This is a genomic window from Streptococcus bovimastitidis (assembly GCF_001885095.1).
Classification (GTDB): domain Bacteria; phylum Bacillota; class Bacilli; order Lactobacillales; family Streptococcaceae; genus Streptococcus; species Streptococcus bovimastitidis.
On sequence record NZ_LZDD01000002.1, the window covers coordinates 263,721 to 287,070 of the forward strand.

At 38.4% G+C, this 23,350-nt stretch carries 22 protein-coding genes; 5 read left to right on the top strand and 17 right to left on the bottom strand.

The features are described from left to right. Positions 1-36 precede the first annotated feature (36 nt). Positions 37-564: a DUF536 domain-containing protein gene (locus tag A9Q68_RS07040; protein WP_071793980.1), complete on the bottom strand. Its 528-nt coding sequence runs from the start codon at positions 562-564 to the stop codon at positions 37-39. Positions 565-898: 334 nt separating this feature from the next. On the opposite strand from A9Q68_RS07040, the gene aao reads away from it, so the two are divergent. Both aao and rpsN read left to right on the top strand, forming a co-directional pair. Continuing rightward, positions 899-2,071, top strand: coding sequence for an aminoacetone oxidase (aao, locus tag A9Q68_RS07045; protein WP_071793981.1), 1,173 nt, complete (start codon positions 899-901; stop codon positions 2,069-2,071). 206 nt (positions 2,072-2,277) lie between these two features. Further along, positions 2,278-2,547, top strand: a complete 270-nt coding sequence (gene rpsN, locus A9Q68_RS07050; protein ID WP_071793982.1) for a 30S ribosomal protein S14 — start codon at positions 2,278-2,280, stop codon at positions 2,545-2,547. Positions 2,548-2,895: 348 nt separating this feature from the next. Here rpsN and tsaD read toward each other — a convergent pair whose 3' ends face one another. Genes tsaD through tsaB form a run of 3 tightly spaced genes read right to left on the bottom strand, consistent with a single transcriptional unit; the run spans position 2,896 to position 5,016 of the window. After that, complete coding sequence (gene tsaD / locus A9Q68_RS07055) at positions 2,896-3,906, bottom strand: tRNA (adenosine(37)-N6)-threonylcarbamoyltransferase complex transferase subunit TsaD (protein WP_071793983.1); 1,011 nt, start codon at positions 3,904-3,906, stop codon at positions 2,896-2,898. Then, positions 3,896-4,321, bottom strand: coding sequence for a ribosomal protein S18-alanine N-acetyltransferase (rimI, locus tag A9Q68_RS07060; protein WP_071793984.1), 426 nt, complete (start codon positions 4,319-4,321; stop codon positions 3,896-3,898). The genes tsaD and rimI overlap by 11 nt, the downstream gene beginning before the upstream one ends. 2 nt (positions 4,322-4,323) lie before the next feature. Continuing rightward, positions 4,324-5,016 carry a tRNA (adenosine(37)-N6)-threonylcarbamoyltransferase complex dimerization subunit type 1 TsaB gene (gene tsaB / locus A9Q68_RS07065; RefSeq protein WP_071793985.1) on the bottom strand — a complete coding sequence of 231 codons (693 nt, stop codon included), beginning with the start codon at positions 5,014-5,016 and terminating at the stop codon, positions 4,324-4,326. Positions 5,017-5,294: 278 nt separating this feature from the next. Between tsaB and A9Q68_RS07070 the strand changes: the two genes are divergently transcribed. Both A9Q68_RS07070 and rnjA read left to right on the top strand, forming a co-directional pair. Then, entirely contained in the window at positions 5,295-5,525 is a 231-nt protein-coding gene (locus A9Q68_RS07070) for a DNA-directed RNA polymerase subunit epsilon (RefSeq protein WP_071793986.1), read from the top strand. A 1-nt stretch (position 5,526) separates the two neighbouring features. Then, the gene (rnjA, locus tag A9Q68_RS07075) at positions 5,527-7,212 is read left to right on the top strand and encodes a ribonuclease J1 (RefSeq protein WP_071793987.1); all 1,686 of its coding nucleotides are present in this window, start codon (positions 5,527-5,529) and stop codon (positions 7,210-7,212) included. A gap of 184 nt (positions 7,213-7,396) precedes the next feature. Here the strand turns inward: rnjA and A9Q68_RS07080 are convergent, their stop codons facing one another. From A9Q68_RS07080 to gap, 10 genes are all read right to left on the bottom strand, one after another. Continuing rightward, positions 7,397-8,332 carry an ABC transporter ATP-binding protein gene (locus tag A9Q68_RS07080; protein ID WP_071793988.1) on the bottom strand — a complete coding sequence of 312 codons (936 nt, stop codon included), beginning with the start codon at positions 8,330-8,332 and terminating at the stop codon, positions 7,397-7,399. Then, complete coding sequence (locus tag A9Q68_RS07085) at positions 8,332-9,378, bottom strand: ABC transporter ATP-binding protein (protein WP_071793989.1); 1,047 nt, start codon at positions 9,376-9,378, stop codon at positions 8,332-8,334. Before A9Q68_RS07085 ends, A9Q68_RS07080 begins: the two co-directional genes overlap by 1 nt. 11 nt (positions 9,379-9,389) lie before the next feature. Then, entirely contained in the window at positions 9,390-10,421 is a 1,032-nt protein-coding gene (locus tag A9Q68_RS07090) for an ABC transporter permease (RefSeq protein WP_071793990.1), read from the bottom strand. Positions 10,422-10,430: 9 nt separating this feature from the next. Further along, positions 10,431-11,345, bottom strand: a complete 915-nt coding sequence (locus tag A9Q68_RS07095; RefSeq protein WP_071793991.1) for an ABC transporter permease — start codon at positions 11,343-11,345, stop codon at positions 10,431-10,433. Between the two features lie 70 nt (positions 11,346-11,415). Next, positions 11,416-13,074, bottom strand: coding sequence for a peptide ABC transporter substrate-binding protein (locus A9Q68_RS07100; RefSeq protein WP_071793992.1), 1,659 nt, complete (start codon positions 13,072-13,074; stop codon positions 11,416-11,418). A gap of 229 nt (positions 13,075-13,303) precedes the next feature. Further along, positions 13,304-14,650: a type I glutamate--ammonia ligase gene (gene glnA, locus A9Q68_RS07105; protein WP_071793993.1), complete on the bottom strand. Its 1,347-nt coding sequence runs from the start codon at positions 14,648-14,650 to the stop codon at positions 13,304-13,306. A gap of 42 nt (positions 14,651-14,692) precedes the next feature. Beyond that, positions 14,693-15,064: a MerR family transcriptional regulator gene (locus tag A9Q68_RS07110; RefSeq protein WP_071793994.1), complete on the bottom strand. Its 372-nt coding sequence runs from the start codon at positions 15,062-15,064 to the stop codon at positions 14,693-14,695. Between the two features lie 80 nt (positions 15,065-15,144). Continuing rightward, a complete protein-coding gene (locus A9Q68_RS07115) occupies positions 15,145-15,660 on the bottom strand; it encodes an FUSC family protein (protein WP_071793995.1) in 516 nt (171 codons plus the stop codon). Positions 15,661-16,066: 406 nt separating this feature from the next. Next, complete coding sequence (locus tag A9Q68_RS07120) at positions 16,067-17,263, bottom strand: phosphoglycerate kinase (RefSeq protein WP_071793996.1); 1,197 nt, start codon at positions 17,261-17,263, stop codon at positions 16,067-16,069. Positions 17,264-17,411: 148 nt separating this feature from the next. Beyond that, on the bottom strand, positions 17,412-18,422 hold the full coding sequence (gene gap / locus A9Q68_RS07125; protein ID WP_071793997.1) for a type I glyceraldehyde-3-phosphate dehydrogenase: 1,011 nt from the start codon (positions 18,420-18,422) through the stop codon (positions 17,412-17,414). Between the two features lie 389 nt (positions 18,423-18,811). Between gap and A9Q68_RS07130 the strand changes: the two genes are divergently transcribed. Beyond that, positions 18,812-20,071, top strand: coding sequence for an ISL3 family transposase (locus tag A9Q68_RS07130; protein ID WP_071793998.1), 1,260 nt, complete (start codon positions 18,812-18,814; stop codon positions 20,069-20,071). 82 nt (positions 20,072-20,153) lie between these two features. Here the strand turns inward: A9Q68_RS07130 and fusA are convergent, their stop codons facing one another. The 3 genes from fusA to rpsL all read right to left on the bottom strand — a co-directional run bounded on the left by fusA (position 20,154) and on the right by rpsL (position 23,277). Further along, entirely contained in the window at positions 20,154-22,232 is a 2,079-nt protein-coding gene (fusA, locus tag A9Q68_RS07135) for an elongation factor G (RefSeq protein ID WP_071793999.1), read from the bottom strand. A gap of 140 nt (positions 22,233-22,372) precedes the next feature. Further along, a complete protein-coding gene (gene rpsG / locus A9Q68_RS07140) occupies positions 22,373-22,843 on the bottom strand; it encodes a 30S ribosomal protein S7 (RefSeq protein WP_071794000.1) in 471 nt (156 codons plus the stop codon). Between the two features lie 20 nt (positions 22,844-22,863). Beyond that, positions 22,864-23,277, bottom strand: coding sequence for a 30S ribosomal protein S12 (gene rpsL / locus A9Q68_RS07145; RefSeq protein WP_003085715.1), 414 nt, complete (start codon positions 23,275-23,277; stop codon positions 22,864-22,866). Positions 23,278-23,350: the final 73 nt, after the last annotated feature.

Consider the following 23,350-nt stretch of genomic DNA (forward strand, 5'->3'; position numbering starts at 1 on the left):
CCTAGATAAAAAGATCCTTGAGGGCCTTTCTTTGTCTTATTTTCCAAATAATCGGCTAAAGAAGCCTCTTTTACCTGCTGTGCCTTTTACTTCTTCTACTTGATTTTTGGCTTGATCAGCTTCTGCTTTTGCTTCTTCTAATTCCAACTTCAAGGTTTCTTTATCAGCCATTGCTTTGGCAGTTAATTGTTGTTGTTGGTCTAATTGTTTATCTTTTTCAGCAATTTGAACATCTTTAACCCGCATTTGCTCATCTTTGGCTGCCAACTGCTCATCTTTAGCCATTAATTGATTATAAAGTCGGGTAATTTCAGTGTTTTTCTCATCAACTAAAATTTCTAATAATTCTCGTTGTTTGGTTTCTTCACTAATCGGTTCATCGTCAAAAATCGTTTTTTTATAAATTTCTTCCAACTTAATAAGGCCACTACGTTTAACCACAGTGACACCCTTGTCATTTTTATCAAGATCTTCTTCGGGAAGTGCTTTGACACGATTATTGACGGCCTGACGACTGACTCCCAAAATTTCAGCTAGTTCACTAACTGTCTTTTCTATTGTCATATGATCCTCTTTACATTACTGAATATTCTAATAAGCATAGTAACATAATACTAGTATTCTGTCAATTTCAGCTAGGTTAAGGAGCCATTAAAAACAAAATAAGCCGTTCTAATGTACGGCTCGAGACATAGATATTGGATCACCTTCCTTTCAGTTTTCAGTCGGTTTCAAGGAAAAAGCCTCCATTTCTATTATTGATAAGATTGATGTAAGAAATATCATCTCTTACTACTTTTATTATAACGTGGGAAAGATTTCTTGTCTAATGAATACCTCCTAAATTGCCCTGGCTTATCTGCTATAAAAAAAGCAAGCATTATGATAAGATAGGCTTATGAATACTTATGATACGATAATAATTGGTGGTGGTCCTGCCGGTATGATGGCAGCCATCTCCTCTAGCTATTACGGCTACAAAACCTTGTTAATCGAAAAAAACCGTCGCTTGGGCAAAAAACTTGCCGGTACAGGTGGGGGACGCTGTAATGTGACCAATAACGGAACATTGGATGAACTCTTGGAAGGTATTCCTGGTAACGGTCGCTTCTTGTACAGTGTCTTTTCCCAGTTTGATAACCACGACATCATCAATTTCTTTCAAGAAAATGGGGTTAAACTCAAGGAAGAAGACCATGGTCGCATGTTCCCAACAACTGATAAGTCCAAAACCATTATTGAAGCCCTGGATAAAAAAATCAAGGAACTGGGTGGCCAAGTTTTAACAGCTACCGAAATTGTCTCTGTCAAAAAGGAAGGCGACAATTTCTTGCTCAAATCGAAAGACCAAGAATTCACTTGTCAAAAACTAATCGTGACGACTGGTGGCAAATCCTATCCTTCAACTGGTTCTACTGGTTTCGGCCACGATATCGCCCGTCATTTCAAGATTGAAGTGACTGACCTCGAATCTGCTGAAAGCCCGCTCTTAACCGACTTCCCACATAAAGAACTGCAAGGCATCTCCCTGGATGATGTAACCCTATCTTATGGTAAACATGTCATCACCCACGACCTGCTCTTTACTCACTTTGGCTTGTCAGGTCCTGCTGCTCTTCGTCTTTCGTCTTTTGTTAAGGGTGGTGAAATAGCTGAGCTGGACTTCTTGCCTCAAATGTCTGAAGATCTTCTCAACAATTTCTTGGAAGAAAATCGCGAAAAAGCTGTCAAGAATGCACTTAAGTCCTTGGTTCCGGAAAGGGTGGCTAATTTCTTTAGCGCAAGCTATTCCGAAAAAGTTAAACAGCTATCGCCAGTTCAAAAAGAAGAATTGGTCGGAAAGCTTAAGCGATTCCCCATAGCAATTACGGGTAAAATGTCCCTAGCTAAATCCTTTGTGACCAAGGGCGGGGTCGATTTGAAAGAGATCAATCCTAAAACTTTGGAGAGCAAAAAGGTTCCAGGTCTCCATTTCGCTGGGGAAGTTTTGGACATCAACGCCCACACTGGTGGGTTCAACATCACTTCTGCCCTCTGTTCTGGTTGGGTGGCTGGTAGTCCCCATTATTAAGATGTGACATTTTTTAAAATGTGATTTTTCATAATCAAATGATTTAAGCGGAAGACAGGAAATTTATCCTGTCTTTTTTACTTAACTGGTTGCCTATCTTCCCGACTTAGTGTATAATAGTTTTATGTTTTCTTAACCAGTTAATTACCAGTTAAGAAACAGGCCTGATAAACCCAAAGATTATTAATAGAATGAAGGAGAAAGCAATGGCAAAAAAATCAAAAATTGCTAAATACCAAAAGCAGCTCCAACTGATTGAACAGTACGCTGACCTTCGTCGCGAGCTTAAAGCCGCTGGGGATTATGAAGCACTTCGCAAATTGCCTCGTGATTCAAACCCTAATCGTTTGAAAAACCGCGATTTAATTGATGGCCGTCCCCATGCTTACATGCGTAAGTTTGGCGTTAGCCGTATCAACTTCCGCGACCTAGCTCACAAAGGCCAACTTCCTGGCGTCACTAAAGCTAGCTGGTAAGCTTGTCACACTTTCAAACACTTATTTTGCAGGTGGGTGTTTAACTATTAGTAATCATAGAAGCCAATTATTTATCACAGTAAACTCGGTATGCCAAGATACCGAGTTTTTTTGTTTGTACAAAATATGCTTTCGGCAAATCTTTCTATACAGTTAAGAATGGTTTTCCTTGGATACAGAGATTATAGATTTTGCCATTTTCTGATTCTTAGAGGGTATATTTAGAGTTGTGCAAACGTGACTGCCATATTTAAATTTTCTGAGATACTAGATAAAAATTGAATCACTTTCACACAATCATACAAAAAACTCCATGACCAGAAGGTCTAGGAGTTCATTTAGTTATCTTTAATCAAGATAACTAAAAGCTAGGCTTGGTTTGGCATTGAGGTCCATTTGACCAAAATGACCCAAGTCATATTCTACGGCTGCTGCTAAGGCAATCATACCAGCATTGTCTCCACAAAGGCGGAGTGGTGGTATGACTACTGGGACATCGGTGATGTCTTGAGCTAAACGTTCACGCAAGCCTTGATTGGCAGCAACACCCCCTGCTACAACTAGCATTTTGACTGAGTATTTTGCTAAGGCTTTTTGCGTTTTTACCATCAGGATATCAAGGACCGCTGCCTGGAATGAGGCACAAAGATCTTCTAGAACGAGTTCCTCTCCTTTTTGTTCTGCGTTGTGGTGCAGGTTGATAAAGGCTGACTTGAGCCCTGAGAAAGAAAATTCTAGATGATCTTCTTTGATCATAGCTCTTGGGAAGTTGTAGGTATCCTGCCCTTTGTGAGCTAATTGGTCAATTTCACGTCCGGCTGGGTAGGTTAAGCCCATTACTCGGCCAACTTTGTCATAGGCTTCGCCTACTGCGTCGTCCCGCGTTTCGCCAACAATGTGGTAGCTTCCCGGTTCTGAGACGTAAACTAACTCTGTGTGTCCTCCAGAAACTAAGAGTGCCATCAGCGGATATTCTAGTTCTTTCTCTTCACGCGCAGCCATGAGGTGGCCGGCCATATGGTTGACTGGAATCAGTGGGATTTGATGTGCCCAGGCAAAGGCCTTTGCGGCAGCGATTCCCACCAACAAGGCACCGACTAATCCTGGTCCATATGTAACGGCAACGCCGTCCAATTCTTCTGCTGTAATGCCTGCTTCTTGGAGGGCGTCTTCGAAACAGCTGGTGATCACTTCCACGTGATGGCGACTGGCTACTTCTGGAACCACCCCTCCGAAGCGTTTGTGGCTCTCCACTTGGCTAGCAATGATGTTGCTTAAGAGTTCTTTGTCATTTTTGAGGATGGCGACACTGGTTTCGTCACAGGAACTTTCGACCGCCATGAGATATCTATCTGTCATTTCTTCCTTCTCGTTTCATCAATAGTGCCCCTTCGACAGGGTTTTTGTAATAGTCCTTGCGTTTACCGACGACTGTAAAGTCAGCTTTTTTGTAAAGGGCTTGCGCGGCTAGATTGGATTCTCGGACTTCTAGAAAGATGGGGATGTTATCATCCACGACTCGCTCTAGGAGCTGTGCCCCTAAGCCTTTTCCTTGGTATTGCGGTAAAACAGCAATATTGGTGATTTCAGATTCGCCTAGTAAATTCTGTAAGGACAGGAAGCCGACAATTTTCTGATCATCATAGACATAAAAATAGTCCACCTCTGGTGAGGCCATATCACTTGCTACTTGCTCTTTGGTCCAGGGCGATTCTTGGTAAACCTGGCCTAGGATGTCATAAACAGCTGTGATTTTATCGTCTTTTGCATTCATCTTTAAACACGCTTAATATAGTTTTCATCATTGCCAGCTTGGTGCGTTTTCAACCAATTCTCTTCGGCTTCAACTTTTTTCAGATACTCTGGCACAAAGGCGTCGACATTGACTGCTGGCATGGTTTGAGCTTTTAGGCCCAGTTCATAGGCTGATGGGAGACTTGGTAGGATTTGTGCTTCTGGCATTTCCGTCTTGATCAAGTCGGTGAAGACTGATGCTTCTCCTGTGAAGATGACTTTGTCCTGCTTTTTAACTTGCTCAAGTAAATCGGATAAGGCTATGTGTTGGTCTGGGCCAACAGATTCTTGATTTACATAGAATCCTGCATAAACATTTTGCCGTCTAGCATCAATTAAGGGGATAACTAAGGTATCTGGTTCCTTGATTCCTGCTGCTAATGCATAGAGGCTTGAAATGCCGATTAAGTCAATTTTTAGGGAGTAAGCTAGGGTTTTAGCAGTTGCAACGGCGACGCGTAAGCCTGTATATGAACCTGGTCCTTCTGCGACTGCGATTCGACCCAAATCACTAGGCTTTAAATCCAAGGAAGTCATCAAGAAGTCGATGGCGGGCATGAGGCTAATGCTGTGATTTTTTTTGATGTTGATGGTCAGGTCGGCTAATAAGGTTTGGTCCTCTAAGATGGCCAAGGACATGCTCTTATTTGAGGTGTCAAATGCTAATGTCTTCATTTTACCCTTCTTTTCTGTGGATTTCTATTGTCCAATTATATCACAAATTGCCCTTTCTGAACAAAGGGGTGTTCGCCTGATCGCTTGTGGGCTCAAGATTCTTGCATTCAATGCTTTTACTATCAGGCTCAAATATGGTATAATTCTATTAATTGCACAGAATCAGGATTAAAACTACTACACTCTTACTTATAGCAAACGGTCACTAGACGATTGGGTTATTTGACTTGTTTTATTATAGTTTCAATCATTGATGTACCCAGAAAGGAAAAATAGAAATGATCTACAAAGTATTCTACCAAGAATCAAAAGACCGCAACCCACGCCGAGAAAATACTAAGGCTTTATATATTGATATTGAAGCTAAAGATGAGTTGGAAGGCCGTATCAAAGTCCGTAAATTAGTTGAAGAAAAAACAAGCTACAACGTTGAATTTATTGAGCTTCTTTCAGATAAACACTTGGAATATGAAAAAGAAACCGGTGTTTTCCAAGTAACGGAGTTATAATATGTCAACTATCGATTTAAAACCTAATGAAGTTGGCGTCTTCGCCATTGGTGGTCTAGGAGAAATCGGCAAAAACACATACGGCATCGAATATCAAGATGAGATTATTATCGTTGATGCTGGGATAAAATTCCCTGAAGATGATCTTTTAGGGATTGACTATGTGATCCCTGATTATTCTTATATTGTTGATAATATTGATCGTGTTAAAGCCTTAGTAATCACCCATGGACACGAAGACCATATTGGTGGGATTCCCTTCCTGTTAAAACAAGCTAATATTCCAATTTATGCTGGTCCTTTAGCGCTTGCCTTGATTCGTGGTAAATTAGAAGAACATGGTTTGCTTCGTGATTCAACCATGTATGAAATCAACCACAATACAGAATTGACTTTCAAGAATTTGAGTGTGACTTTCTTTAGAACGACTCACTCTATTCCAGAACCTTTAGGAATTGTCATTCATACTCCTCAAGGTAAAATTGTTTGTACCGGTGACTTTAAGTTCGACTTTACCCCAGTCGGTGACCCTGCTGATATCCATCGCATGGCTGCCCTTGGTGAAGAAGGTGTTCTTTGCTTACTATCTGATTCAACCAATGCGGAAGTGCCTACTTTTACCAACTCGGAAAAAGTGGTTGGTCAATCTATCTTAAAAATTATTGAAGGCATTCATGGTCGGATTATTTTCGCCTCTTTTGCCTCAAATATTTACCGTTTACAACAAGCTGCTGAAGCTGCGGTTAAGACCGGTCGTAAAATTTGTGTCTTCGGTCGTTCTATGGAAAAAGCCATTGTCAACGGGATTGAACTTGGTTATATTAAGGTGCCTAAAGGGACTTTTATTGAGCCTAATGAAATCAAAAATTACCATGCTAATGAAGTATTGATTATGTGTACTGGTAGTCAAGGGGAGTCCATGGCTGCTCTTGCCAGAATTGCCAACGGTACGCATCGTCAGGTGACCTTGCAACCTGGTGATACGGTTATCTTCTCTTCAAGTCCAATTCCTGGTAACACAACTAGTGTTAATAAATTAATTAATACCATCCAAGAAGCTGGTGTTGAAGTTATCCATGGTAAAGTTAACAACATCCATACCTCAGGTCACGGTGGCCAACAGGAACAAAAATTGATGTTGCGCTTGATGAAACCAAAATTCTTCATGCCTGTCCATGGTGAATACCGGATGCAGAAAGTCCACGCAGGCTTAGCTGAAGATACTGGTATTCCAGAAGAAAACATCTTCATCTTGGAAAATGGTGACGTGCTTGCTTTGACTAGTGACTCTGCTCGTCGTGCTGGACACTTTAATGCCCAAGACATCTATGTGGATGGTAACGGGATTGGTGACATTGGTACGGCTGTTCTTCGCGATCGTCGTGATCTTTCAGAGGACGGGGTTGTCCTTGCCGTGGCTACTGTTGATTTTGACACGCAAATGATTCTGGCTGGTCCAGATATCCTAAGTCGCGGTTTTATCTACATGCGTGAATCTGGTGACTTGATTCGTGAAAGCCAACGTGTTTTATTCAATGCTATCCGCATTGCCTTGAAAAACAAGGAAGCAAGTATTCAATCTGTTAATGGAGCTATTGTGAATGCCCTTCGTCCATTCCTATATGAAAAGACTGAACGGGAACCTATCATTATTCCAATGATTTTAACGCCTGATAAAGAAAACTAAAATCAACCCCAATCTCCTGATTGGGGTTTTACTTTGTCCTCTTGAAAGATACTTCCAAATCAAAAACATGAACCAGGGAAGAAATCGTTCTGATTACATATAAGATGTCAGTAAATGACATTTTTAAAATACTCAAGATAAAGCTCTATGCAAAGAAAAAAGCAACCTTCTGGTTGCTTTTTGACTAGATACTGTATTTAGCTTTATAAGCTTCTGCTTCAGCTTCTGTTGCTAAGACAAAGTGACCAGGTGTGATTTCATGCATCTGACGTTCTTGTCCATCCATTTCCATACTTGGGTCATAGATTTCAGCAACACGTTGGCGTTCGATATCTGGATCCGGTTCTGGAATGGCTGATAGCAGGCTTCGTGTATAAGGGTGGATTGGATTATTGTAGACATCGTCTGATGTCCCAATTTCTAACATTTTACCCCAGTGCATAACACCAATTCGATCTGATATGTATTTTACCATAGACAAATCATGGGCAATAAAGAGATATGTCAAGCCACGTTCTGCCTGCAACTTCTGCATTAGGTTGACAACTTGGGCCTGAATTGACACGTCCAAGGCAGAGATTGGCTCATCAGCAATGATGAATTTTGGTTTCACAGCAAGAGCACGGGCGATACCGATACGTTGACGTTGTCCACCTGAGAACTCATGTGGGTAACGGGTCACATGGTCACGGTTAAGACCAACGCGTTCAAGAAGCTCTTGAACACGCTCTTCGCGCTCTTTCTTAGTATTTGTCAATCCATGGATATCCAAACCTTCGGCAACGATGTCACGGATTTTCATCCGACCATTGAGGCTAGCTTGTGGATCCTGGAAAATCATTTGGGCATCTTTGCGGAACTCACGAAGGTCATTACCAGTCAGATTTGAGACAGATTTATCATTAAAGATAATGTCACCTTCGTTGATTTCATAAAGCTTAAGGATAGCACGTCCAACTGTTGTTTTACCTGAACCTGATTCTCCTACTAGTCCGAAAACTTCGCCCTCATAGATATCAAAGCTAACATTGTTGATGGCTCTAACTTCATTTTTCTTGCCTTTATTGAAGATCAATGACACATTTTTAAGCTCAACTAATTTTTTACGTTCTTCAGTCATTAAGCTTGACCTCCATTCTTTTCAGCCCATTTTTCCCAACGTTTTTGAATTTGTACAGGAGGTGTCACCTTAGGTGCACGCTTATCTAACAACCAAGTCGCTGCGTAGTGAGTGTCTGAAATTTTAAACATTGGTGGTTCTTCTTCATGGTCAATATCCAAAGCAAACTCATTACGAGCAGCAAAGGCATCCCCTTTTGGAGGGTTCAATAAATCTGGAGGTGTTCCAGGAATTGACTCAAGACTACCTGCTTTTGTATCAGTTGTTGGCATTGATTTTAGAAGTCCCCAAGTGTATGGGTGTTGTGGATTATAGAAAACTTCATCAACTGTTCCATATTCAACAATCTTACCAGCATACATAACCGCTACACGATCAGCCATACCAGCAACAACACCTAAATCGTGGGTGATAAAGATAATAGAAGATGAAATTTGTGATTGCAAGCCCTTCATTAATTTCAAAATTTGATTTTGAATAGTTACATCGAGGGCAGTTGTTGGTTCATCAGCAATTAAGATTTCTGGATTAGCGGCAAGGGCAATCGCAATAACTGCACGTTGGCGCATACCACCAGACCATTGGTGAGGGTAATCATTGATATGCTCTTCAGCATTTGGAATACCAACCTGGTTCATCAATTTCAAAGCACGGTCTAAGGCTTCCTGTTTGGAAACAGACTCATGGATTAAAATAGCTTCCGCAATTTGCTTTCCAATTTTCATGGTAGGATCTAAACTGGTCATGGGATCTTGGAAGATCATAGCAATTTCCTTACCACGAACTTTTACCCATTCTTCCTCTTTGAGTTCATTTAGTTTTTTACCTTTGAAATCAATATCACCAGTAATGCTTGCATTTTTGGCATTCAATCCCATTAAGGTACGAGTTGTTACAGATTTACCAGAACCAGACTCACCTACGATGGCAAGTGTTTCACCTTTGTATAATTCGAAATTAATATCACGAATGGCTTTTACATCTCCAGCATATGTTTTAAAATCAACGTGGAGGTTTTTAACATTTAAGATAGTTTCATTTGACATGTTTTTTCCTCCTAGTCGTTACTTGATTTTGGATCAAATGCATCACGTAAACCATCACCTAATAAGATAAAGGCAAGTGAAATAAGAACGAGCGCAAGGGCAGGAAGCAAGACTTGATATGGGAAATATTGCAAGTTTTCTTGCGCATCCGTAATCAATGAACCAAGCGATGCTGTCGGTGGTTTAACCCCAAGGTTAATAGCCGAAAGAACTGATTCATACATGATTGCACTTGGAACTGTCATCATAATTTGTACGATAATAATTCCTGAGATATTTGGTAGTACATGCTTAAAGGCAATTTTAAAGTTACTTTCCCCTAATGCCCGTGATGCTAGGACAAAGTCCCGCTCACGATAAGACAAGGTTAAATTACGTACTTGACGAGCCATCGAGGTCCAGCCAACAATTGCAATCGAAATAATGATTGAAAGGACACCATTCCCTAAGAGTAAACCAAGCATAGTTACAATAACCAAGTTAGGAATTGATGAAATAACTTCGATAATCCGCTGCATAACCGTATCAACTTTACCACCAGTAAATCCTGATACTAAACCATATGTAACCCCAATAATTAAGTCAATAATGGTTGCAACAATGGCGATTAATAGTGAAATACGAATACCAACTGTAATCCGTTTTCCAATACTACGGCCTAAATTATCTGTTCCCAATAAGAACTTTTTATCTTCTGGAACCCCTTGATCAGCATAAGCATCGTTAGGTTCAGTATTTCCAGCATAGGTAATACTACCATTCCAGAAAGGTAAACTTGAGCTAATTTTTGGTGGTAAGTTACGATAAATCGAAACTTCTTTACTGTCAAAACTATTAGCATCATTTTTACTAACAACAAAAGTTGAACCAACAGCAAAAACTAATAGGGTCGCCAAAAAGACCATAGAAACTACAGCTAATTTGTTTTTCTTAAGGCGTCGCCAAGCATCTTCAAGGAAAGATAAGGCTGGCTTTTCTATTTTTTCTTGTGAGTCAGCAGAGCCAACACCAACAAGTTTAAATGATTTTGTATCTTCTAGCATCTTACTCTCCTATCCTAGACGTACACGTGGATCTGCAATACTGATAATAACGTCAGTAATTAAGATTGCCACCATTAGCATCAAGGCATAAACAATCGTTGTTCCCATAATAACTGGGTAATCTTTAGTTGGGATTGAAGAGACAAATTGTTGCCCGATACCAGGTATTGAGAAAATCTGTTCAATCAAGGCAGACCCTGTTAATATATTAGCAGCCATTGGACCAACTAATGTCAAAACTGGAATCATTGAGTTACGATAAGCATGTTTATTGGTTACTTGACGATTAGTCAAACCTTTAGCACGAGCCAACTGGATATAGTCAGTATTTAAAGTTTCAATCATTTCACTACGGAAGAAACGGGTAACTTGCGCAAATACAGGAATGGCTAAACCAAATGTTGGCAAAATGGTTTGTGCAAAAGAACCCCATCCAGAAAGTGGTAATAGACCCCATTTGAACCCAAAGTAGTCTAATAGTAATAAGCCAATGATGAAGGCTGGTACAGAAATTCCTAACGTTGAAATAACACTTAAGAAGCCATCAATTTTATTGTTTTTATTACGTGCTGAAATAGCACCGACTAACAAACCACCAGAAATACCGACAACAAGAGCTTGAATACCTAAATGGACAGAAACGCCAAGTCTTTGTGTAATCAATTTGGTTACAGATTGGTTGATAGATTGATAACTTGTACCAAAGTCCCCATGCAATACATCAAATAAGTACTTCAAATACTGTTGCCACAATGGTTTATCTAAGCCATATTGCTTATTCATCATAGCAATCATTTCTGCTGTTAATTTGGGACTGTTGTAAGGTGTTCCTGGCATAATTTGCATTAAGAAGAACGATAGAGTTACAACTACCCATAAAGTTACTAATAGTATAGCAACACGTTTTAATAAATATCTAGTCATGATTTCCCTCTAACAAAAGCAAGAACTGGGGTCACCAATTCTTGCACTATTTCGTTACGATTAAGGTCTCTTATTTTTTATAAGCATGTGTAAAGTCAACGTTTAAACCAGTTGAATTACGAACAAGACCTTTGATGCTTGGATTTTGTAAAGCTTGTGTAGTTCTGAAGTATACTGGGTTGTAGTAAGCATTGTCATAAAGAACTTTTTCAGCATCTTTATAATCTTTTGCTGCTGCATCAGTATCTAGAGCATCATCAGTGATAGCTTTTTTGTAAGCTGCATCATATTCTTTACTTGCGAATTTACCATAGTTGTAGGCTGCATTTGAAGTGAATAGGCCGTAGAAAGTAGAACCTTCTGGATAGTCACCACCCCAAAGAACAAGAGCAACTTCAAAGTTTTGGTTTTTAGTATCTTCAAGACGTTGTTTGAAGGTTACAAATTTTTCTTCAACTGTAAGACCAGGAAGAGCTTTTTCCCAAGTTTCTTTAATGTAGTCAACTGTCGCTTTAGCAACTGGGCTATCAGCATCCGCAGTAACTGTTACTTTAACTGAATCTTTACCAAGTTCTTTCAAACCTTCTTTAAAGACTTTAGCTGCTTCTTTTTCATCATATCTATAGCCAGGTTCAACAAATTTAGTTAAATCTGAGCCATCTTTAAGTTTTGCAAGGCCTGTTGGGGCGATCGCTGTCGCAGGTTTTGAGCCAGTATCAACAGCTGCCGCTACAATTCCTTTACGGTCTGTTGCCAAGTTAAGCGCCTGACGAATTTTAGTGTTAGCAAGAGTTTCCACTTTACCAGTTTGGTTATAAACCATGTATGCAGTTGTTGCTTCTGGTACATCTACAACATCTTTATTTTTCTTATTGGCATTGTAGATTGCTGAAGTTCCTGAAATATTAGCTAAATCAAGTTTACCTTGTTTATACATTTGAACAGCAGTATCTGGTTTTTTAACAGTTTGAACATTGATTGCTTTAGTTTTAACTTCTTTAGCATTCCAATAGTTTTTGTTTTTAACAAGTTTGAATGTACCACTTGTACCATTCCATTTTTCAACAGTGTATGGTCCAGAATAAATTTGTTTGTCTGATGAAGTACCGTAGTCTTTACCAGCTTTTTTCACAAATTCTTCTTTTTGTGGCATGAAGTTTGCAAATGACAACAAGCTCATGAATTGTGGTGATGGTTTAGAAAGTGTGAAGATAACTTTGTTACCTTCAGCTTTAACACCTAAAGAGTTGATATCTTTGTTCGCACCACTGTTGATTTCTTCAGCATTTTTTAAGTGAGCATCAAAAGTCAAATAAGCATACTCAGAGGCAGTAGCTGGATCAACAATACGTTGCCAAGAATAAACAAAATCTTTAGCAGTCAATTCACTACCGTCAGACCATTTTAAGCCATCACGAAGAGTAGCTGTGTAAGTCAAACCGTCTTCTGAAACGTCAACACTTTTAGCTAATTCAGGTTGAAGTTTACCTTTTCCGTCAACACGGAGTAAGTTACTTTCAGAGTTCCCAATTGCTAAAGCAGAATAGGTGTCCGTATTTTTGGAAATATCCAATGAGATAATTTCGGTTGGTGTATACCAGTTGATTTCATCTTTGTTTCCTGATTGGGCTGTTGATTTGTTTCCACAAGCCATTAAAAGGGTTACAGAAGCAAGAGTAACTGCTCCAAGACCTACACGCTTCCAATTTGCTTTTTGTTGCTCTTTCATGTAAAGACCTCCTAGTCAAACATTTTTTTGTGTAAAAGTTGATAGATTAAATTATATCACAATTCAGAAAAAAAGGAATAGATTTATCTGAAAATTTTGATATTAAATTTTTATAAAATACTATAATTTTCAAACCTTTTGATACCAAGGATTATGCACTATCGTGTTAATAAAAAATCAGTCAGATGAATATAATAAAAATCACTAAGAAAACTTAGTGATTTTAGCATTAGTAACTATGTAAATAATTATCGATTTCCCATTGTGAAACAAAGGTTGCATAAGAAGCCCATTCGATACGTTTTGCTTCAATAAAGTTTGTATAGATATGCTCACCTAGAGCTTCAATCACCACTTCATCTGTTTGAAGTGCTTTAAGGGCATTGTGTAAAGTCGATGGAAGATCAATAATACCAGCTGATTGACGTTCTTCCATAGTCATTGTATAGATGTTAGCTTCAACTGGGCGTGGAGCTTCAATTTTATTGATGATTCCGTCAATTCCTGCTTCTAAAAGCACAGCCATTGCTAAATATGGGTTGGCAGTTGGATCTACAGAACGCAATTCTAAACGAGTACCATTGCCACGAGAAGCAGGTACGCGAATCAATGGAGAACGGTTACGACCTGCCCATGCTACATAAACAGGAGCCTCATAGCCTGGAACTAATCGTTTATATGAGTTAACAGTTGGATTCATGATTGCTGTGTAGCTGTATGCATGTTTCATCAGACCACCTAAGAAGAAGTAAGCATCTTCTGATAATTGCATACCGCGGCTATCATTTTCATCAAAGAAAGCATTTTTACCATTTTTATCAAATAATGACATATTGCAGTGCATACCAGAACCAGCAATTCCAAATTTAGGTTTTGCCATAAAGGTAGCATATAAGCCATGCTCACGAGCAATTGTTTTAACAACAAGTTTAAAGATTTGAATATTATCACAAGCTTTTAAGGCATCATCGTACTTGAAGTCAATTTCATGTTGACCAACAGCCACTTCATGGTGACTTGCTTCTACTTCAAAGCCCATTTTTGTCAAAACATTAACGATTTCACGACGTGTATTGTCAGCTAAGTCAGTAGGAGCTAAATCAAAGTAACCACCATTGTCGTTAACTTCGAGAGTTGGATTTCCTTTTTCATCCATTTTGAAAAGGAAAAATTCTGGTTCTGGTCCCAGGTTAAACGATTTATAGCCAACTTCTTCCATGTGTCTTAGGGCACGTTTTAGATTACCGCGGGGATCGCCAGGGAAAGGCTCACCTTCGGCAGTATAAATGTCACAAATCAAGCCTGCGACGGCACCATTTTCATCACCCCAAGGGAAAACAATCCATGTATCCAAATCTGGGTATAAATACATATCTGATTCATTAATACGGACAAATCCTTCGATAGATGAACCGTCAAACATTGCTTTATTTGATAAGACCTTCTCCAACTGTTCGTCGGTTGCTGGAATTTCAACGTTTTTCATAATTCCCATAATGTCAGTAAACATTAAACGTAAAAACGTGACATTTTTTTCCTTAACTTCGCGACGAATGTCAGCTGCTGTGATTGCCATAGAAATAATTCTCCTTACTATTTCCAAAAATCTAGTTCGTAGTTAAATACGAAAGTTACCCATTGATTGTGCTGGTGCTCTGAAACCACCTTGATTTAAGAGTTCATCACGTAGAATGCGCCTTACGTCAGCATCAGTTAATGCTTTATCAGCCTGATTAAATTTTATTTCCCTTTGAATATACTCACGTTTTATGGCAGCGATATTGAGACCATCATCAATAAAATCCTTAATTTCTAATAACCGGTCCATATCATTCAATGAAAACATTCGACGATTTCCTTCAGTCCGTTCAGGTTTAATCAGCTCTTGATCTTCATAATAACGAATTTGTCTAGCAGATAAATCTGTTAACTTCATTACTGTACCAATTGGAAAGACAGCCATCGAGCGTCTTAATTCTTTTTCTTTCATGAATCCCCCTTTCACATCCTTTATTATAACCTATGATATTAAAATGTCAAGAACCGATGTGACATTTTCTCACATCGGTTCTATTTTTTTCTTTCTTGCCACTTCTTTCGAATATTTTCGAGATCGGTATTGACTAAAATAGCCACAAAAACACCACAAAAAGTTTCAAAAACTCTAGCTAAAACATAAACAAAAGTATCACCTGTCGGAATAGACAAAGTAATAACCAGTAATGCTGCAACAGCTCCTATTATACCAGCTTTATTATTTATCGCTACGTTAATGATAATCGTAAGCATGGTTACAATAGGTACGAAAACTAATGTCACCCAAAACTGATGGTTAAAGAAAATTTGCAAAACATAATAGAGCATGGCACAAAGGCCACCAATACTATTACCGATAATTCGAGATGTTCCAAACGAGACCGTTTCATCCATACTTTCGCGAAGACTAAAAACCGCAGTCAGAGCACCAATTTGTAATCCTTCGAGCCCAAAAAGATGAAAGAATAAGATAACCAAGAAAACACAGAATCCTGTCTTAAAGGTTCGCATCCCTAATTTTATTTTTTTGGGATCAAAATAATATCTCATCAGTGACTTCCCCTTTCTAATTATAGCTAGTTTACCATAATTATAAGCTATTTGTCATTTAGCTTTTGTAACTTGTCATTAGGAAATGGAAAAGATTATTTGAATAAAAACACAATTTTTTATGGATGTTTATTAGTTAAGATTAGAGCTTATAATATGTTATATTTTTCATAATTTAGGAAAATTTATACGCAGAAAAAGATTGAGTTCCATCAATACTTGAATTTAAGTTTTGATTTTCTCATTATTTCCTAAAAATAATGAGAAAAAAGAATTGGAAAAATCCAACTCTTTTAAACTTAATGTACATTAGCTGAACGGCTCTTCTCCTCTTTAGTAGTGTGAACAGCCTATTTAGCCTTGCGGGGATATGTGTCAACGGAATCATAGATTCCTGACTTACCGCCTACTTTTCTGTTAATGCAGCTAATCCTGGTAGCTCTTTACCTTCTAGTAATTCCATTGAGGCTCCACCACCTGTTGAAATCCATGAGAATTTTTCTGCACGGCCTAAGTTGATTGCTGCTGCTGCAGAATCACCACCACCGATAATAGATTTCACTCCTGGTTGTTTAACGATTGAATCCATCACTCCAATTGTACCTGCTTGGAAATCAGGGTTTTCAAAGACACCCATTGGTCCATTCCATACAACTGTTTTAGCACCTTCAAGGGCTTTATCAAAGTTTTTGATGGTTTTTGGTCCGATGTCTAAACCTTCAAAACCTTCATCAATGTTTTGATCTTCTGTATATTTAACTTCTGTGTAGTTTGCAAAATCGTTAGCTTCTTTGTAGTCAACTGGCAAGATTAATTTATCTCCAGCTTTAGCCAAGATTTCTTTTGCCAATTCAACCTTATCAGCTTCAAGAAGTGAATTTCCAACTTCATAACCAAGAGCTTTGTTGAATGTATATGTCATTCCTCCACCGATGATAACTTTGTCAGCTTTTTCCAATAAGTTTGAAATAACACCGATCTTATCTGAAACTTTAGCTCCACCTAAAATTGCCACGAACGGACGTTCTGGTGTTTCAACTGCTTCTTTGATGTATGCAATTTCATTTTCTAATAGGAAGCCAGCCACAGCTTTTTCCACATTTGCAGAAATCCCAACGTTAGAAGCGTGAGCTCGGTGAGCAGTACCGAAAGCATCATTTACAAAAATGCCATCGCCAAGTGATGCCCAATATTTACCTAATTCAGGATCATTTTTAGATTCTTTTTTACCGTCTACATCTTCAAAACGTGTATTTTCAACTAGAAGTACTTGTCCATCTTCTAAAGCATTAATTGCTTCTTCCAATTCAGCACCACGAGTTACTCCAGGGAAAACAACATCTTGACCAAGTTTTTCAGCTAAGCTTTTAGCTACAGGTGCAAGTGATTTACCTTCTTTATCTGCTTCTTCTTTAACACGACCTAAGTGTGAAAAGAGAATTGCACGACCACCATTTTCAACAATGTATTTAATTGTAGGTAATGCGGCAGAAATACGGTTATCATTTGTGATAACACCATCTTTCAAAGGGACATTAAAGTCAACGCGAACGAGAACCTTTTTCCCTTTTAAGTCAAGGTCTTTAACTGTCATTTTAGCCATTTGTATAGACTCCTTAATAATATTTTATACACCCTATTATAGCACAATTTTAGAAAGATAGATAAAAATGAAAGCAATTAATTATTTTTTTCACAATTTTTTCATGCAAAAAAAAAAGGAAGATTGCTCTTCCTTTTTCTATCTAAAATTATTTAGCAATTTTTGCGAAGTACTCAAGAGTACGTACAAGTTGAGCAGTGTAAGACATTTCGTTGTCATACCATGAAACAACTTTAACTAATTGATTTCCATCAACAGTTTGAACTTTAGTTTGAGTAGCATCAAATAATGAACCGAAAGCCATACCAACGATATCTGATGATACGATTGGATCTTCAGTGTAACCATATGAATCGTTAGCCGCTGCTTTCATAGCTGCATTAACTTCTTCAACTGAAGTTTCTTTTTCAAGAACGGCTACCAATTCAGTAACTGATCCAGTTGGAACAGGAACACGTTGTGCAGCACCATCAAGTTTACCATTTAATTCAGGGATAACAAGACCGATAGCTTTAGCAGCACCAGTTGAGTTAGGTACAATGTTTGCTGCAGCAGCACGAGCACGACGAAGGTCACCACCACGGTGTGGTCCGTCAAGAACCATTTGGTCACCAGTGTAAGCATGGATAGTAGTCATTAAACCTTGTTTAACACCAAAGTTATCTTGTAAAGCTTTAGCCATAGGAGCTAAACAGTTTGTAGTACATGAAGCACCTGAGATAACAGTTTCAGTTCCATCAAGGATATCATGGTTAGTGTTAAATACAACTGTTTTCACATCGTCTCCACCAGGAGCAGTGATAACAACTTTTTTAGCACCGTTTGCATGTAAGTGTTTTTCAGCAGCCGCTTTTTTAGCAAAGAAACCAGTTGCTTCAAGAACGATTTCTACACCGTCAGTTGCCCAGTCAATTTGTTCTGGATCTTTTTCAGCAGAAACTTTGATAAAGTTTCCGTTAACTTCGAATCCACCATCTTTAACTTCAACTGTTCCGTCGAAACGACCTTGAGTTGTATCATATTTTAATAAGTGTGCAAGCATGTTAGGGTCTGTAAGGTCGTTAATACGAGTTACTTCAACACCTTCAACATTTTGAATACGACGGAATGCAAGACGTCCGATACGACCGAAACCGTTAATACCAACTTTAACTACCATTAGTGATTTCCTCCTTATGAAAATCAAAAGAATTATTATTAAGGGACAAGTCCCTACCTATTGTGAAAAGATTAACAACAAGAACTTGTCCTAACCTTTCAACAGAACTATTATATAACTATTTCTTAAAAATTGCAAACAAAATAACTAATTTCACAAACTTTAAAAGTCCCATAATCCCTTATATATCAAGGTTTTTGTGAAAGTGTTTTCACTGTTTTATAGGATAGAAATCTTAGATCCATCAAAAAAAGGATCTATAATTTCTGTAGTGGGTAAATCCACAAAAGAGATTATAGGGTCTTTTTCTTTTTCTAAATTCTTCACACAAAAAAAGCCCCATATGTCCTATAATGAAAAGCGCAAACAATATCATTAGAAAGAATCATATGGAACTACTTAAGAATACCACAGAATTGCTCGGTTTAAAAGACCCTAATATCAAAATGTTATTTGTCTTAAAACATCAAACCCATATTGAAATGAGAGCTAAGCTAGATTACAAGCCTACTCTTTGTCCTCATTGTAAAGGCACTATGATCAAGTATGACTTTCAGAAACCATCAAAAATTCCTATACTTGATTGCCAAGGATTCCCTTGCGTCCTCCATCTCAAAAAGCGTCGCTTCCAATGTAAATCGTGCTCTAGAGTAACTGTTGCGCAGACTCCTCTAGTTCTAAAGAATCATCAAATATCTCAACCTGTACTATTTAAAATGACCCAACTCCTCACTAATACAATGACTCATTCTGACATTGCTAGAACTCTTCATGTCTCTGTATCTGCCATTCAACGGAAGTTAGCACAATTCACCTCCAAAGAGAACTTTTCATCTTTACCAGAGATACTATCTTGGGATGAGTTTTCTCACAACAAAGGAAAACTAGCTTTTATTGCTCAAGATTTTGAAACGCGTAAAATCATCACCATTCTTGACAATAACCGTCAAACCACCATCAAAAACTATTTCTATAAATACACTAGAAAGGCGAGAGAACACGTTAAAGTTGTGACTGTTGATATGTCTGGAAGCTATATTCCTATAATTAAACAATTGTTCCCTAAAGCTAAGATTGTCCTTGATCGCTTTCATCTTATCCAACATTTATCACGTGCTATGATGACTACAAGAATAGCCATCATGAAATCTTTTGATACTAAATCTCAGACTTACCGTCTCTTGAAATACCATTGGCGATTCTTTCAGAAAGACAGCCGTAAACTCTCAGTTAAACCCTTTTACTGCAGAACCTTAGGTCAAACTGTAACTCCGAAGGAAGTGATTCATAAAGCTCTTAGTCATTGTGAGGAACTTCGTTACTACTATGACCTCTATCAATTATTACTTTTTCACTTTCAAGAGAAGAGAATTGATGCATTTTTTAGTTTGATTGAAGAGAACTTAACAGCCACGAACAAAATCTTTAAAACAGTCTTTAAGACCTTCATGAAACATAAGACATATATTATCACTAATGTCCTCGAAACTTCTTTTTCTAATGCCAAACTAGAAGCTACTAATAAACTCATAAAAGATATTAAAAGAGCTGCTTTTGGATTTCGGAACTTTGAAAACTTTAAGAAACGTATTTTGATTGCTTTGAACCTCAAAAAAGAGAGTATCAATTTGATACTCTCAAGAGCTTAGCTTTTCATCTACCCACTACAGTTGACAAAGAGCCCAAAAAAAGAAGTTAAGACAAAGTCCTAACTTCTTTTAAGTGAATTAATTATTCACCATGATTCTTTTTGATAATTTCTTCTTGAACTGATTTAGGAACATCTTCATAATGGTCAAATACCATCATAAATGTACCACGTCCTTGAGTTGCTGAACGAAGGATAGTTGCGTAACCAAACATTTCTGCAAGTGGAACATATGCACGAACAACTTGTACATTTCCACGAGCTTCCATACCATCAACGCGTCCACGACGAGCAGTAACGTGACCCATAACATCTCCTAAATTATCTTCTGGAGCTGTAATAGTTACAAGCATCATTGGTTCTAAGATTGAAGGTTGTGCAGATTTTGCAGCTTCTTTAAGTGCAAGTGATGCAGCAATCTTGAAGGCAGTTTCTGATGAATCGACATCATGGTAAGAACCATCGTAAAGTTTAGCTTTAACGTCTACTAATGGGTAACCAGCAAGGACACCGTTAGCCATAGATTCAACCAAACCTTTTTCTACTGCAGGGATGAATTCACGAGGAACCACACCACCTACGATAGCATTTTCAAATTCGAATCCTTTACCTTCTTCATTTGGAGTAAATTCAATCCAAACGTCACCAAATTGACCTTTACCACCAGATTGGCGTTTGAAGAAACCACGAGCTTGAGTTGAAGCACGGAATGTTTCACGGTAAGATACTTGAGGTGCACCAACGTTAGCTTCAACCTTGAATTCACGTTTCATACGGTCAACAAGGACATCCAAGTGAAGTTCTCCCATACCAGCGATAACTGTTTCACCAGTTTCAACGTTAGTTTCAACGCGGAATGTAGGATCTTCTTCAGCAAGTTTTTGAAGAGCGATACCCATTTTATCTTGGTCAGCTTTAGATTTTGGTTCAACCATTAATTGGATAACTGGTTCTGGAACTTCAATTGACTCAAGAATAACTTTTGCTTTTTCATCAGTTAATGAATCACCAGTTGTAGTGTTTTTCAAACCAACTGCTGCTGCGATATCCCCAGCATACACTTTTTCAATTTCTTTACGAGTGTTTGCGTGCATTTGAAGGATACGTCCGATACGTTCACGTTTATCTTTTGAAGTATTCATAACGTATGAACCACTTTCAAGGATACCTGAGTAAACACGGAAGAATGTTAAACGACCTACGAATGGGTCAGTCATGATCTTGAAGGCAAGAGCTGCAAATGGCTCTTCATCAGATGCTGGACGAGTTTCTTCTTCTTCTGTATCAGGGTTAACACCATTGATTGCAGGAATGTCAAGTGGGCTTGGAAGGTAGTCAATAACTGCATCAAGCATTAATTGAACACCTTTATTTTTGAAGGCTGAACCACAAAGAACTGGGAAGAATTCAACGTTGATAGTTGCTTTACGAATTCCTTCTACAAGTTCTTCATTAGTGATTTCTTCACCTTCAAGATATTTCATCATTAAATCTTCATCAGTTTCAGCAACTGCTTCAACTAATTTTTCACGATATTCGTTAGCTTGATCTACATATTCAGCAGGAATATCTTCTTCGCGAATATCTGTACCAAGGTCGTTAGTATAGATTTCAGCTTTCATCTTAATCAAGTCAATGATACCAGAGAAATCATCTTCAGCACCGATTGGTAATTGAATTGGATGAGCATTTGCTTGAAGACGGTCATGAAGTGTGCTTACTGAATAAAGGAAGTCAGCACCGATTTTATCCATTTTATTAGCAAAAACGATACGAGGAACTTTATATTCAGTTGCTTGACGCCAAACAGTTTCAGTTTGAGGTTCAACACCTGATTGTGCATCAAGAACAGTTACAGCACCATCAAGTACACGAAGTGAACGTTGTACTTCAATTGTGAAGTCCACGTGACCTGGTGTGTCGATGATATTTACACGGTGTCCATCCCATTGTGCAGTTGTTGCAGCTGATGTGATTGTGATACCACGTTCTTGTTCTTGCTCCATCCAGTCCATTTGTGATGCACCTTCGTGAGTTTCACCGATTTTATGGATTTTACCAGTGTAGTAAAGAATACGCTCTGTTGTAGTTGTTTTACCGGCATCGACGTGAGCCATGATACCAATATTACGAGTTTTTGCTAGTGAAAATTCGCGAGCCATTAGGTTGTTTCTCCTATTATTTTTTTGATAAGTTTATTATATCATGATTTATAAAAAACGGATAGGCAGGACCTACCCGTTATCAAGATTATTAAACTTTTGCAGTCTTGATTATTATCAATTCAAAGAATTGAAAGATCTTACCAACGGAAGTGTGCAAATGCACGGTTAGCTTCAGCCATTTTGTGAGTATCTTCACGTTTTTTAACTGATGCACCAGTGTTGTTAGCAGCATCCATGATTTCTTTTGCAAGACGTTCTTTCATAGTGTGTTCACCACGAGCACGTGATGCATTTACTAACCAACGAAGACCTAAAGTTGTACGACGTTCAGGACGAACTTCAACTGGGACTTGGTAGTTAGAACCACCAACACGGCGTGCACGTACTTCAAGTACAGGCATGATGTTGTCCATTGCAGTTTCAAAAACTTCTAAAGCATCATTTCCAGTTGCTTCTTTGATTGATGAAAAAGCATCATATACGATAGTTGCAGCAGTACCACGTTTACCGTCAAGCATAACACGGTTGATAAGACGTGTTACAATTTTTGAGTTATATAATGGATCTGGCAATACTTCGCGCTTAGGCGCTTGATTTTTACGACTCATTGATTCTTATCTCCCTTCTATTATCCTTTTGGACGTTTAGCACCGTATTTAGAACGGCCTTGTTTACGATCAGCAACACCCGCAGTATCAAGTGCACCACGAACGATATGGTAACGTACCCCTGGAAGGTCTTTTACACGTCCACCACGAATAAGAACAACACTGTGTTCTTGCAAGTTGTGTCCGATACCTGGGATGTATGCTGTAACTTCAATAAGGTTGCTCAAACGTACACGAGCGAATTTACGAAGGGCAGAGTTAGGTTTTTTAGGTGTCATTGTTCCAACACGAGTTGCAACTCCACGTTTTTGTGGTGCAGACATTTTAGTGTGAACTTTTTTATGACTGTTGTAACCGATGTTTAAAGCTGGTGAATCTGATTTTTCAATTTTAGATTTACGTGGTTTACGTACCAACTGGTTAATTGTAGGCATCTACATTCTCCTGTATTTTTTTATTTTTGGTTGATATAGCGCTTGGTGACAGCCTATATCCGGGTGTACTTTT